Genomic DNA, 13,927 nt, shown 5'->3' with positions numbered 1-13,927 from the left:
AGCTATATTAACTGATCAATAATACCTACTTACCTTGGTACCTATTAGCAGTTTTTATATCTCTTGCTATTTTCATACGCGTTATATGTTGTGCATTCGATGAAAATGTTACAGGTAAGTTTATATGGACCTCGAATTATTTTACTTCCACCCTTTTCAATCGCATGTAAGTCGGTCTCTTCGGAGAATGGATCCATTTCCCCGGAAAACGAGTATGTTTCAATGTAAAGCCTTTCATTTCCTTTTTGCATTGGGTCTTTTTCCCGGAAAACAAATACGATTCTCCGGGAAATAAGCCAGTTTCCCGGAAATATGATGCTGTTTTCCGGGAAATAACTCTGTTTTCCGGGAAATTTTGTAATTGCCGCTGGCAATAGATCGTTTTTCCGGAAAAATGACATGATTCTCCGGGAAATAAACTTGTTTCCCGGAAAAATGGGTCAATTCTCCGGGAAACAAACCGTTTTTCCGGAAAACTGATCTGATTCCAATTGGAATTGTATTTGTTCCCGGAAAAATGATACGATTCTCCGGGAAATAAACTTGTTTCCCGGAAAAATGAACCTATTCTCCGGGAAACAAACTGTTTTTCCGGGAAAACGAACCATTTCCACCCGGAATTAGGGCAATATTCCGGCACCCGGGTTGATCGTCGTCAAGTAATGGTATGAAAACCACGAAACTATTTACATTTACAACCTGCTTATATCGAAAGCCCGGCACGCACCATGTAATTCCCATTTGATATCACTTTCTGATTAGTAATTACCGGTTAAGTTTTGATCGTAGCGAACCAATTCATTATTGCAATCTCTTTATTCCAACTGCATGAACCGGATAACACACGAATACAGAAAATTTCAGGGAGAAATTGCCGTATTAAGTCACTTCGTCATTAGTTGTATGGAGAATAATGAAGCTTTTCCCGATCCGCCGGCAGCATTGGAAAAGCTCAAAAATCTGGTTCCTAAATATCGACAGGCATTAGCCGATGCCGCCAGCCGCGACAAGATCCAGGTATCGATTAAAAATGATATTAAGGCAGAAGTGCTGGGGTTATTACAGCAGCTGGCCGATTATGTTACCGTTACCAGTGGAGGCGACCGCACCACCATGTTGAGCAGTGGTTTTAATGTTAACAACGGAAACGGTAATAACAAAAAACCGCCAACTATTGAGATCCTGGAAATTGATCTTAAGGTTACCGGTCAGGCTACTACCCGGGTAAGAAAAGTAATGAGAGCTATTGCCTTTGTACATCAATATACCCCCGAGCCGCCAAACAAACAAACCATATGGATCTCTGAAGGCACATCTCTGAGCAGCTATACCTTTAAAGGATTAGAATCTGACAAACGTTATTGGTTTCGTGTAGTGGCTATCGGTTATTATGGATTGAGAAGTTACTCGGAAATTGTGTCGAAGGTGATTCAATAAAGCTGAAGGCAAAAAGGCAGCGAGCTGCAAAGCCCAGGGCTTAAAGCTATAGGCAAATACAGCACGCCGCTCTGTAAGCTATAAACTAAGCCTGCTCCACAACAATAATCGTATCAACCCCATCGAGCGAAACCCCTTCTGTTGAAATAGCAACGCCTGTTTTTTGTTTGGTAAACTTCACGGGCGTATTGCTGCCTAGTATCTTAACTCCTTTTATTTTAAGCCTGGCATCGGGTAATGTAATGGTGTTGCCTTCGGGCGATTTGAATATATGTAAGTAAATGAGTTTGCCCTTTTGCGTTGTTACACCCCAGGGTTGTGGTGATAGCGGTCCGCCCCGGGTACCATAAACACTTTCGCCATATTGTTGTAACCATTTGCCTGCGATAGCCAGCGTATCGGCAAATTCTGATTGTATTAAACCTGTTGGCATTGGTCCTACATTCAGCAGCAGGTTGGCATCGCGGCCGGCTGCTCCTACTAACAATTGCACTACCTGTTTTACCGATTTATAGTTGCGATCGGTAATATTATAACCCCAGGCGCCGTTGATGGTTTCGCAGGTCTCAAGCGGAAGTGCATCGGATGGTTTTTGAAAGCTTAATCCTGATTTATTTTCACCGGGCAAATCGCGTTCAAACATTTGGAAATCTTCACCGGCAAACGGTGTCATATGGTGGTTGTTGCCGATGATACATTGCGGCTGCAGTTTATGAATAAGCGAATAGATCTCATCGTACTTCCAGTTTATTCGCGAGTTGCGATCGGCATGGCCTTCGGGATTTGTCTGGTCCCAATGCCCGTCGAACCAAATACACATGATGTCGCCATAATTCGTGAGCAGCTCGGTGAGCTGGTCTTTCATAAATTGCAGGTACGAAGCGTAATTACTTTTGCCGGTGCGGCCCGTGCCTTTACCGGTTCTACCGGTTTCCCAGGGATAATCGGTGCGGTACCAGTCGAGCAACGAGTAATACAGGCCCAGCTTTATACCCTGTTTTTTACATTCTTCCGATAACTGCTTCAACACATCTTTACCATAAGGGGTATTGGTAATTTTCCAATCGGAGTATTTGGTGTCCCAGTTTGAAAAGCCATCGTGGTGGCGGGTGATGAAAACAATGTATTTCATGCCGGCGTTCTTTGCCGTTGCCACCCATTGTGCGGCGTTAAAGTCAACCGGGTTAAAGGCCCGCAGCAGGCGGCTGTAGTCAACCACTTTTATATTCCGGTTGTTCATTACCCATTCGCCATCGGCCAGCATACTGCTGAGGCCCCAATGGATGAACATACCATATTTGTCGGTTTGAAATTGTTGTCGGGCCTGCTGGTTTTGCGCAACCGGTTGCGCCAGTAATGTACTGCCTGCGAAGAAAAGGCTTGCAATTAATATGATGGTTTTCATGCAATGAAAGTAAGAATTTAGCAGCACTATACTACATGTTAGTGGGTTGGGTTGAACTTTTATATTATAATTTTGGTTTTTTAGTTGGCGAGTGGATGAGGAGGCAAGTTGACGAGTTGACGAGGAAGTTGAAATGTTGATAGAGGTGATAAAGTTGATTGAGGCTTTATGTGCGGCGGGCCCACGATCAACGCGAGGCCATGAGTTTCGGGTTATTGCCGATTGCCGATTCACGATTGCCGGCTCAGGAACGAGAACAACCAACTTACTACAATCACTCTTAAAAAGAAGGAACAACCAACATATGGAAATAGGAATAAGCACTTTTGTAGAACTGACGCCCGATCAGCAAACGGGTACATGTATTTCGCAGCACCAGCGTATGAAGGACCTGATGGAAGAAGTGGCACTGATGGAACAGGTGGGGCTCGATGTATTTGCCGTGGGCGAACATCACCGGCCCGATTTTATTGCTTCCTCCCCTGCCGTAATTCTGGCCGCTGCTGCCGCCATTACAAAAAATATAAAACTGAGTAGCGCCGTTACCGTACTTAGCTCCGATGATCCTGTACGGGTGTTCCAGGATTTTGCCACAGTTGATCTGCTGAGCGATGGCCGCGCTGAAGTAATGGCCGGTAGAGGTTCTTTTATTGAATCGTTCCCCCTGTTTGGCTACGACCTTAAAGATTATGATGCTCTGTTTGCCGAAAAGCTCGATCTGTTGTATCAATTAAATAAATCGGAAAAAATAACCTGGAAGGGCCAGCATCGCGCCCCTATTGATAACCTGGGCGTTTATCCAAGGCCTTATCAAAAAGAACTGCCCGTATGGGTGGCCGTGGGAGGAACTCCCAATTCGGTTATCCGCGCTGCCTATTATGGCTTTCCTTTAGCGATGGCTATTATTGGCGGCAGCCCCGAACATTTTGTGCAGCTGGCCGATCTGTACCGGGAAACCTATAAAAAATATAATCAGGATACCGGCAAAATACAAATTGGCGTGCACTCGCATGGTTATATAGCCGAAACATCGCAACAGGCGGCGGATGAGTTCTTCCCCAGTTACCAATATGTAATGACGCAACTGGGGCGCGAACGCGGATGGCAACCCATGTCGCGCCAGCAGTTTGATGCCATGCGTACGAAAAAAGGCGCCTTACTGGTGGGCAGTCCGCAGGAAGTAACCGAAAAGATCTTATACGAACAGGAACTGCTTGGGTTAACACGTTTCTTAATGCATATTAGTGTGGGCACTATGCCGCATGCCAAAGTGATGAAGGCAATTGAATTACTGGGAACGAAGGTGGCTCCTGAAGTACGGAAATACGCAAAAAAAGCAAGTGTTTGAGTTATTGAGTTGTTCAGTTATTCTGTTGTTCAGTTCCAAAACCCGAGAACTGAATAACTGAATAACTTACTAACTTGCCTCAATGATAACGCGTTCTGTCCTTTTAAGTCTAATAATTCTTAACATTCAATCATGTACTGCTCAATCCAAACCTTTTGCAGTTGGTAAGGTGATTGAAAAGGTAACCTGTTTGGCAGATACGGCGGAGTCGTACGCTTTGTATATTCCTGCCAAAGGAAATAAAACGGCGTTACCGGTCATTTACTTATTTGATCCGCATGGCAGCGGTTCACTCCCCTTGCACAAATACAAAGCCAGCGCCGATTCGCTGGGTTTTGTTTTAATAGGTAGTAATACCTCAAAGAATGGCAACGATCTTCAATATACGGAAGAACTCTGGCGCATACTGAGCGCAGATACCAGGCAACGACTGAACATAGACCCCCAACGTATATATACGGCCGGTTTTTCGGGCGGGGCCAAAGTAGCGGGTTATGTGGCTTTGAATCATCCTGAAATAAAAGGCGTAATTGCCATGGGGGCCGGTTTGCCCGATGGCGCGCCGGCTGGTAATTATGCATTTAGTTTTACGGCCATGGCCGGTGAAGGTGATTTGAATATGACCGACGTGGTGGCCGTAAATTCAGCATTTGATAAAACAACTACCCGCCACCGTATTATGTTATACCCGGCCAAACATGAGTGGGCGCCGGCCGGTATCATGCATAAAGCGCTTACCGGGTTTGAGTTTGACGCCATGTATCACAAACTAATACCGGTTAATGAAAAGTTGATCAATGCTTACATCAGCAATAGTAAAAACCTGGTAAAAGAAGCCACACCCATAAAAGCGGTGGAGCAATGCATGCTTACGATAAATACATTGAAAGGTGTAACAGACATTAGCTGGTTTGAGCAGAAGAAAACCGAAATTTCAGCCAGCGAAATATATAAACAACAAGTACAGGCCCGCCAACAGTTACTGCAAACCGAACAACAAACCAAGGCTTTGTATATGCGTCAGTTTGAACAGGGCGATTTTAATTACTGGACAAAAACCATCAACGAACTAAATATAAAAGCAAAAGCCGCTACTGCTGAAGGCGCCATGTACCAGCGTCTGTTGGCGTATTTGTCGCTGGGGTTTTATTCAATCAGTAATCAGCAGATAAGAAATAACCGCAACGACGTTGCCCAACATTTTGTGAACTTGTATAAACTAGCCGACCCCACCAATAGCGAAGCCTGGTATTTCTCGGCTCTTTTACATGCGAGAAGAAATGAGAAAGACCTTGCTGAACAGGATTTACGTAAAGCTGAAAAGCTTGGTTTCGATGATAAAGACAGAATACAGCAAGTTCGTAAGTTGTTCGGTTATTGAGTCGGCAATCGTGAAACGTGAAATGGCCCCCTCCCGGCCCCCCTCCAGACATCCCCCCGGAAGGGGGGAGGCCATTTCTTAAGTAAGTTTTTCTTTGTAAACCTTTCAACAATTAATCAATTTGTTGCACAGAAACCCTCTATCAACTTTATCACCTCTATCAACATTTCAACTATTACTCGGCCCGCTGCACATAAAGCCTCGTCAACTCGTCAACTTGTTAACTCGTCAACTTCTCCACCGCCTGCCTCGCATTCAAATCTGTTTCCCATTGAACCAACTTCCCCTCGGCCTGCAAATAAGTTGAAAAGAACAGCTTGATACTATCAATTAACGTATCTGGCAAGTCGCTCAATGTAGCAATATTCTCAAAGACCGAGCTTTGCTCAAGTATGCCAATATAACGGTCGTTGCGATACGTATGTTTACCCGCAGTTTGAGTTGCCTGTAAACAACCAGCTATACGCACATCCATTATACAACCGGGAAAACCGTGGTATTCCGAGATCACGAGTATATCGAGCGGATCGCCATCTTCACCTTTGGTGCCCGGTATAAATCCAAAATCATACGGAAATACCAAACCGGGCGCCAGCACCTTCTTCAACCGGAATAATTTAGATTCCTTTTCATATGTATATTTCTGGCGGCTTCCTTTGGGAGTTTCAATGATGATATCCATCAGTATATGTTTTGCTATTAATTGCATCAAATGATGTACCTTAATTGTGGTTTTAATTGGAGATAAGCGCCTGGTGCTGTTGATACATACATAACGGCTGTCGGTTTTCAGCGGTATAATATTTGTATAACATTAAACGCAAACATCGCTACCATGACTAACGAAACCCTACATCCTTCTATTCCCAACTTGTTTGAACTTCTCAACGACAGCAGCATTGACCGGGTAATGGCCATAGATCAGGATTGGCATATTATTGCCTGGAACAGAACGGCCGCCCAGGTTACCGGCATTGCGAAAGCTGATATCATAGGTAAACACATACTTGACGTATTTCCTAAACTGGCTGTAGATGCCGAAATGATGGAGGCCATTAAATTTGGCTTCGAGGGCAAAAAATCATTTGTACCGGTTAGGGCAGGCGCATTTAACCGACAGAGCTACGAGAACCATTTTATTCCCATTACCGATGAGGCCGGCGACGTAAAAGGCGTAATGAATATTATGCACGACGTTTCTCACCGCGAAAAAGCGGAAAAGAAACTGCAACCGTTGAATGAAGCCCTGGAACAACAATACCGCCAGCTTGAAACCGCTTCTACCGAAATGGCGACATTCACTTATATAACCAGTAACGAAATAAAGGAGCCGCTGCGCCTTGTTTATACGGCTTTTGAATTGCTGGTGAAATCGGAAGGCCGGGTGCTGTCGAATGGCGGCAAGGCCAATATCAGGCGCATACAGGGCTCGCTCAATCGTATAAACCTGTTGCTCGATGACATATGGGCCTTAAGCCATATAAACAGCTTCAAACAGGTTCGCACCGCAGTTAATTTAAATGAAGTATGTAAAGAAGCGGAGAATAAATTACAAAGAAAGATCAGCGAGAGCGGTGGCATAATTGAGACCAGGGAACTGCCCGTTATACAGGGTTATAGGGATATGCTGTTGACTTTATTTACCAATATTATTGATAATGGGTTGAAGTTTCAGGCCCCGGGTAATCAACCTCGTATTAGCATTACCAGTCGCGTGGTGCCAACAGATCAATTGCCTGCAGGTCATCAAAGTGAAGCGCCCATGGCGCTGGTTGAATTCACTGATAATGGTATTGGCTTCGATCCCGCACAGGCCAGCCGCATATTCATCATGTTTGAAAAGTTGAATGCAAAAAGTCAATACCATGGATCTGGTATGGGCCTGGCCATTGTGAAGAAGATCATGGAGGCGCATAATGGTTTTGTGCTGGCCACGGCGCAACCTGATAAAGGAACCAGTATACAGTGCTATTTCCCGGTTGAATGAAAACGCATTTCTGATTTTGGGATTTAGAGATTTTGAGATTTCATCAGGTATTAGCCGTCTGAAAAATCTCAAAATCCCGAAATCTCAAAATCCCAAAATTTCTTTTGGGCTACACCATAAACAACTTCTTATCCCACGAATATTTACCTTCGTGTTCCGCTTCTACATTAATGTATGCTTCGGCAATATCGGTGAGCATTTGATCGGTCATTTCTTCTTCCATTAATGTTTTATCGAGTATATCGGCGGCACGTTCCAAACCCAGGGTAATGGCCAGTGCTACCAAACCGCCATAGGAAGCTATTTCATAGTGTTCTATTTTTTGCGCGGCAATGATCAGTGCAGCATCGCGGGTCATAGTGTTTTCTTCGGTTTCGCGAAGAATGGTCTTTAGTTCTTTAATTAAACCATCCATGGCCTCGCATCTTTTCCCCTCCGGTTTTTGTCCGATCATTTTAAACACTTTCTCCAGGCGTTTTACATGTCGCTGGGTTTGTTTCATGTGTTCTTCTATGGCGTCTTCCAACTCTTCGGTAGTGGCGGCATTTTTCATTTCAGGCATCGTCTTCAACAATTCCTGTTCGGCATAATACATGTCTTTTACCTGGTCCAAAAAGAACTTCTGTAAATACGAAGGTGTTTCTTCAGAACCTTGCTGGCTGCCGCCTTTTTTCTTTGTTTCTGTTTCGGGGTTCATTCCGTTCTTTTTACCAGTTTCGGTTGCGGTGCCCATATTTTGCATTTTATTACGTTTATAATTAGTAAAGAAAGGATAGAGTGCATGCACTCTATCCCGATTTTAAGCCCTCTATGCACATTCCAGGTAGTTACCTGGATTTACTTTTACTTCTGTTTGAGCTGGAACTCGTACGGCTTTTTGATCCTTGCGACCGGCTGCTGCTGCGGCCCGATGATGAACGGCCCTGGCTGCTGCTGCGGCTGCTGCTGCTACCTGAACCTTCATGCGATGCGCGGCCACCCATAGCGCCTATACGGCGAACTTCATCTTTTGGCATACTGGCAAAACCACGGCGCGAAGTGCCACTGCTGCTTCTACCAGAACCCGAACGGCCGCTCATACCTCCTCTGTAATCATATTCATCTTCATTTTGGCCCATACGGCCTCCACGGCTTTGACGACCGTATTGATAATCGTCTTCATTCGATTGCATGCCGCCCATTTGACCCATGCGATGGCTTTGATCGCCACTCATGCTGCCAAAACCACGGCGCGAATGGCCCATATACGTTTGGCGGCCACCATATTCATTTTCATCTTCGTCTTCATCCTCATCATAGTCTTCGTCTTCTTCCTGACCATACTGGCCACGCATACCCATATAACCCTGGTCGTCTTCGTCATAATCTTCATCATATCCCTGGCCCATCATGCGGGTATCTTCATCGTCATCATAATCATCTTCGTACCGTTGACCATACTCACGCTGTCTGAATTGTTCGTCTTCATTCTGCTGGCCATAGCCACCTTGCTGACCCCAGTGTTGTGAACCCTGGCTGCCATAGCTGCCGCCCTGGTTACCCCAGCCGCCGCCCTGGTGTTGTCCCCAACTACCCTGGCCGCCCTGGTTGCCCCAATTACCGCCCTGGTTACCCCAGTTGCCACCTTGTTGGCCGTAACCGCTTTGACTGCCGCGATGCTGGCCATAGTCCTGGTTGTAATTTTCCTGTTCTCTGTAGCCACCTTGTCCATAACCACTGTAACCTCCGAAACCACCTTGTTGCCCACGATTACCGCCATACTGGCCGTATCCACCACCACCCTGCTGTCCACCGTATCCGCCATATCCGCCTTGCTGACCACCATATCCTCTGTTCTGTCCATAATTTTGCTGTTGACCATATTCATCGTATCTGCCTTGCCGGCCCATATTTCCTCCCTGCTGACCATATCCTTCAAATCCACCTTGTGAACCATAACGTCCACGGTTTTCTTCATTGCTTCGGCGGCCATAACCCTGCCTGCCCTGGCTTCTTCTGTTCATAATTAAATGGTTTAATCGTTAGAAAATTGATGATCCATGTATTGCAATTTTAATGCTCAGTGTGTTGATTCTTTTACTGTTGCAAACAATGATGTTGTTTTGGATGCACGACCGAGTTATACAACACGTGTTGATGTACGTTATGTATACGTTAATGTTGTTATTGAAAATTGAGCTGTAAAAAGGTTGTTTATTGCTGGTATGTATAAAAGACAAACGGTATGCTGAAGTATTAACCGTTAGCATAATAAAGCTATTTACATTTGAGAGAAAAATAAAAATATACCCCAGCAATATTTTTTGTTGATTATGATGCCCATATATTTCCTCAATATGTGTGTGATTACAAATGTGGTAAGCGTTAATTTCAATGGCACATTATTTTTAGTTATTCATCAAATGTTCTTCAAGGGGGTGGTTTATTGTAAACAAGTATTGTCCCTAATTGCGGACAAGGACATGAAAACTAAACCTGAGAATATACTCCGACAACCTGATCTGGGTAATGCCAGCGAAGGGACTGAAGAGCAAGAGAGGACTCCGGTACATCCGGAGTCTTTTTTTTGGGCCTAAGCTTCCCGCTATGAACAGTTGCAGGATACCTTCAAATATCCGTCAGATGTGTTCTTACATTCAGTACCTTACGGGCTTAATTAATGTCAATTTCATGTGTGCTCAAAAAAAGAAACCTGTTAAAGCCCAAAAGCCGCCAACTAAAAAAGCAGCCAGGGTTAAACCCGCGTTTCGCGCTGCTGAGAATTTGTTTCCTATAGCTGCAATTGGCGGTTCAGCGGGCGGTATTGAGGCCATTTCAAGGTTTTTAGCACACCTGCAACCCGATTTGGGTATAGCTTATGTTATTATTCAACATCTTTCTCCCGATCATTCCTCCATACTGCCCAGTTTATTGGAACGACGCACCGCGATGAAGGTGCACCTGGTGAAGGACGGTATGAAAATTCAGCCTGATAATGTGTATGTAATACCGCCGGCCGTGTATATGACCATAACGGATGGGCATTTGGTATTGGTAAAAAAACATCGGGGCGATAAACAACGGCATGTATTTGATCACTTCCTGCAATCGCTGGCGCCGGTGTATCAGCATAAAGCCATTGCCATTGTACTATCGGGCGTTGGTTTCGATGGCACGCAGGGTGTTCAGCTTATAAAGGCCGAAGGCGGCATTTCCTTTGCGCAGGACGATTCGGCCCTGTTTCAATCGATGGCCCGCAATGCCTATGAGTCGGGTTATATCGATTTCATTTTATCGCCCGAAGGCATTGCCGATGAGCTGGCCGTGCTGTCGCGCCAGCATTTTACTATTGAATCGCATGAAAAAAATGCGGAAGTAAATGAGCGGGCGTTAAAAAGAATTCATTTGCTGTTGCATAACCGGTTCGGAGTTGATTTTGCCCAATATAAAGGCACTACCATCAACCGGCGTATTTTACGTCGCATGGCCCTGAACCGATTGGATGAACTGGAACAGTACATAAAGCTGTTGCGCGAGAACCAAAGCGAGCTGGAATTGCTGTACCGCGATCTGTTGATCAATGTAACCAGTTTTTTCAGGGAGCCAAACCTTTTTACGACGCTTGCCAAAACTGTTTTTCCCACCCTGGTAAAGAACCGGAAGGCCGGTGAGCCTTTGCGTATTTGGATACCGGCCTGCTCAAGTGGTGAAGAAGCCTGCTCTATGGCCATTAGCCTTTTCGAATACCTGGGCGAAAAAGCATATACCACCGCTATTCAGATCTTTGCCACCGACCTAAGTGAAACTGCTATTGAAAAGGCCCGTACGGGCATTTACAGCAGAAACTCCCTGCAACACGTTTCGCCACAGCGGTTGTCGCAGTTCTTTGTAAAAATTGACGGCAGTTACCAGATCATAAAACCCATCAGGGACATCTGTATTTTTGCAACACATAACCTGCTTAAAGATCCGCCTTTTAGTCGTATGGACCTTATAAGCTGCCAGAACGTAATGATATACCTGGCGTCGAGTGCGCAAAAGAAAATATTACAGGCTTTTCACTATGCACTAAAACCAGGTGGTTACCTGGCCCTGGGTAAATCGGAGACCATTGGCAATGATACCGATCTGTTTGAGTTGGTAGATAAGGAGCAAAAGCTGTATATAAAAAAAGCCATCAGCCAGCCGCTGCCCTTCGATTTTTTTAACCGGCCGGCCCATGTTCCCCTGATGCAGCAAAGTTTTAATGACAAAACGGGCGTGCAGCCGGCGTCCGATATAGATATTGAAAAGGAAACAGATAAGCTGCTGCTGGCGCGTTACGTACCTGCCAGCCTGGTAGTGAACAAAGACCTGCAGATATTACGTTTTCACGGCGCCATCAATGAATACCTGCAACCTGCTGCAGGCAAGGCCAGCCTGCACCTGTTGAAAATGGTGAAAGATGAACTGGTGTTTGAATTGCGCGGATTGCTGAGCCAGGCCAAAAAAAGCAAACAGGCTATTAGTAAAGAAGGCCTGCACCTTAAAGATTCCAATTTTCATCGTTTGGTTAAAATTGAAGTAACGCCAATAAAATCACAGGTGCTTAGCGATCCGTATTTTCTCATCGTATTCAGTGATGATGTTGGGTCCAAACTGCAAAAAAGCAAACCGGCGCCCCCGAAAAAGGGAAGGCCCGACAGCAAGGACCGCCGAATAGATATGCTTGAGCAGGAACTGAAAGATGCGCGTGAGCAAATGAAGACCATGAACGAGGAGTTTGAGTCCATACGGGAAGAATTGCAGTCGGCCAACGAGGAAGTGCTTTCATCGAATGAGGAGTTACAAAGCATTAATGAAGAGCTGGAAACTTCGAAAGAAGAAATGCAAAGCACTAATGAAGAACTTATAACCATCAATGAAGAATTGCAGTTGCGCAATGCCGACCTGAAGGAATCGGTTGAATATACCGAAGCCATTGTACAAACCATACGTGATCCGCTGGTAGTGCTGCATACCGATCTGCGGGTGCGCACCGCCAATAAAGCTTTTTATACGTTATTCAACCTGAAACAGGACATTGATGGTTATTATTTCTTTGAGCTGGCCGGCGGGCTGCTCGATGTGCCTGCTTTGCGGCAGCAATTGAAGGAAACCGTTATGAAGGGCATCGGGTTCCAGGATTTTGAGCTTACGTATAATTTTCGCGAGCTGGGCGAAAAGACCCTGCTGTTCAATGCCATGCGTATGCATGGCGAAGGCGATAAACGCGCCCGTATTTTGCTGGCCATTGGTAATGTAACCGAACGTAAACGGGCCGAAGAATCGTTACGCAGAAGTGTTGAACAGTTTAAAGAATCGGAAGAAAGATTACGGGTGGCTATGGAAGCCGGTAAAATGGGCACCTGGGACTGGAATATCTTCAAAGACGAAATATTATGGTCAACCGATCATAATATCATGTTTGGCATTCCGGTTGACCAGCGCAGTGGTTCCTATGCAGCGTTTTTGGAACATGTGCACCCAAGCGACCGGGAGCATGTGCGTGAGGTTTTGAAAAAAGCTATTGATACCCGCCGGGATTTTGCCATGGAAATGCGCTCGCTGCATACCAATGGCCGTATTACCTGGATAGCAGCTTTTGGCCGCGCTTTTTATAACGGGCAGGGCAAGGCCCACCGCATGATAGGCGTGGTAATAGATATTACAGAACGCAAAAGGCTCGAAAGCCAGAAAGAAGAATTTTTAGGCATAGCCAGCCATGAATTAAGAACGCCCGTTACCAGTATAAAAGCATACACTCAATTGCTGCAGGAAATGCTGGTTGAGAAGAATGAAGCCGAAAGCATTGAAATAATTGACAAGCTCGACAGGCAGGTTGACCGGTTAACACACCTGATTGCCGATTTACTTGATATTACCCGTATAAGTGAAGGTCAACTAACGTTGCAACCTGAAGTTTTTAGCATCAACGATCAGATAATCGAAATAGTGGAACTGATGCAGCGCACCACGGCACAGCATGTTATTGTGAATGAACTGCAACAATTACCGGCCGTAAAAGCCGATCGCGAACGAATTGGCCAGGTGCTCATCAACCTCATCAGTAATGCCATCAAATATTCGCCCAACAGCCATCGTATAATAGTAAGTACGGCCCTGCAAAACAACCAGGTGAAGGTAAGTATACAGGACTTTGGCATAGGTATGTCTGAAGCAACACGGCTGCGGATATTCGACCGCTTTTTCAGGGCCAGCGATAACAACATTAAAACCTTTCCAGGTCTTGGGCTGGGCCTGTTTATTGCGTCGGATATAATAAAAAAACATGGCGGCGAAATTGGTGTTGAAAGTGAGCGGGAAAAAGGCACGCTTATTTACTTCACACTGCCGGTGTTTGAGAAATAA

At 45.3% G+C, this 13,927-nt stretch carries 10 protein-coding genes and 1 riboswitch; of the genes, 5 read left to right on the top strand and 5 right to left on the bottom strand.

What is annotated here, in order from left to right:
* Positions 1 to 44: 44 nt before the first annotated feature.
* Positions 45 to 401: a hypothetical protein gene (locus GGD38_RS10835; RefSeq protein WP_375300844.1), complete on the bottom strand. Its 357-nt coding sequence runs from the start codon at positions 399 to 401 to the stop codon at positions 45 to 47.
* Between the two features lie 427 nt (positions 402 to 828).
* On the opposite strand from GGD38_RS10835, the gene GGD38_RS10830 reads away from it, so the two are divergent.
* A complete protein-coding gene (locus tag GGD38_RS10830; protein WP_375300845.1) occupies positions 829 to 1,437 on the top strand; it encodes a hypothetical protein in 609 nt (202 codons plus the stop codon).
* Positions 1,438 to 1,522: 85 nt separating this feature from the next.
* Here the strand turns inward: GGD38_RS10830 and GGD38_RS10825 are convergent, their stop codons facing one another.
* Positions 1,523 to 2,842, bottom strand: a complete 1,320-nt coding sequence (locus tag GGD38_RS10825; RefSeq protein ID WP_375300846.1) for an alpha-L-fucosidase — start codon at positions 2,840 to 2,842, stop codon at positions 1,523 to 1,525.
* Positions 2,843 to 3,146: 304 nt separating this feature from the next.
* Between GGD38_RS10825 and GGD38_RS10820 the strand changes: the two genes are divergently transcribed.
* Together GGD38_RS10820 and GGD38_RS10815 are read left to right on the top strand one after the other, a co-directional pair.
* The gene (locus tag GGD38_RS10820) at positions 3,147 to 4,190 is read left to right on the top strand and encodes an LLM class flavin-dependent oxidoreductase (RefSeq protein WP_375300847.1); all 1,044 of its coding nucleotides are present in this window, start codon (positions 3,147 to 3,149) and stop codon (positions 4,188 to 4,190) included.
* 190 nt (positions 4,191 to 4,380) lie between these two features.
* Positions 4,381 to 5,571, top strand: coding sequence for a hypothetical protein (locus GGD38_RS10815; protein WP_375300848.1), 1,191 nt, complete (start codon positions 4,381 to 4,383; stop codon positions 5,569 to 5,571).
* A gap of 220 nt (positions 5,572 to 5,791) precedes the next feature.
* Here GGD38_RS10815 and GGD38_RS10810 read toward each other — a convergent pair whose 3' ends face one another.
* Positions 5,792 to 6,253, bottom strand: coding sequence for an inorganic diphosphatase (locus GGD38_RS10810; protein WP_375300849.1), 462 nt, complete (start codon positions 6,251 to 6,253; stop codon positions 5,792 to 5,794).
* Positions 6,254 to 6,406: 153 nt separating this feature from the next.
* On the opposite strand from GGD38_RS10810, the gene GGD38_RS10805 reads away from it, so the two are divergent.
* Positions 6,407 to 7,558, top strand: coding sequence for an ATP-binding protein (locus tag GGD38_RS10805; protein ID WP_375300850.1), 1,152 nt, complete (start codon positions 6,407 to 6,409; stop codon positions 7,556 to 7,558).
* Between the two features lie 109 nt (positions 7,559 to 7,667).
* Here GGD38_RS10805 and GGD38_RS10800 read toward each other — a convergent pair whose 3' ends face one another.
* Both GGD38_RS10800 and GGD38_RS10795 read right to left on the bottom strand, forming a co-directional pair.
* Entirely contained in the window at positions 7,668 to 8,291 is a 624-nt protein-coding gene (locus GGD38_RS10800; RefSeq protein WP_375300851.1) for a ferritin-like domain-containing protein, read from the bottom strand.
* Positions 8,292 to 8,385: 94 nt separating this feature from the next.
* Positions 8,386 to 9,561, bottom strand: coding sequence for a KGG domain-containing protein (locus tag GGD38_RS10795; RefSeq protein WP_375300852.1), 1,176 nt, complete (start codon positions 9,559 to 9,561; stop codon positions 8,386 to 8,388).
* Between the two features lie 400 nt (positions 9,562 to 9,961).
* Positions 9,962 to 10,098, top strand: a riboswitch (TPP riboswitch).
* Between the two features lie 130 nt (positions 10,099 to 10,228).
* Between GGD38_RS10795 and GGD38_RS10790 the strand changes: the two genes are divergently transcribed.
* Complete coding sequence (locus GGD38_RS10790) at positions 10,229 to 13,927, top strand: CheR family methyltransferase (protein ID WP_375300853.1); 3,699 nt, start codon at positions 10,229 to 10,231, stop codon at positions 13,925 to 13,927.

The sequence above is a fragment of the Niastella sp. OAS944 genome (assembly GCA_024809215.1).
Classification (GTDB): domain Bacteria; phylum Bacteroidota; class Bacteroidia; order Chitinophagales; family Chitinophagaceae; genus Niastella.
Note: the sequence above shows the minus strand (reverse complement) of the source record. Positions and strands in the feature narration are given on the sequence as shown.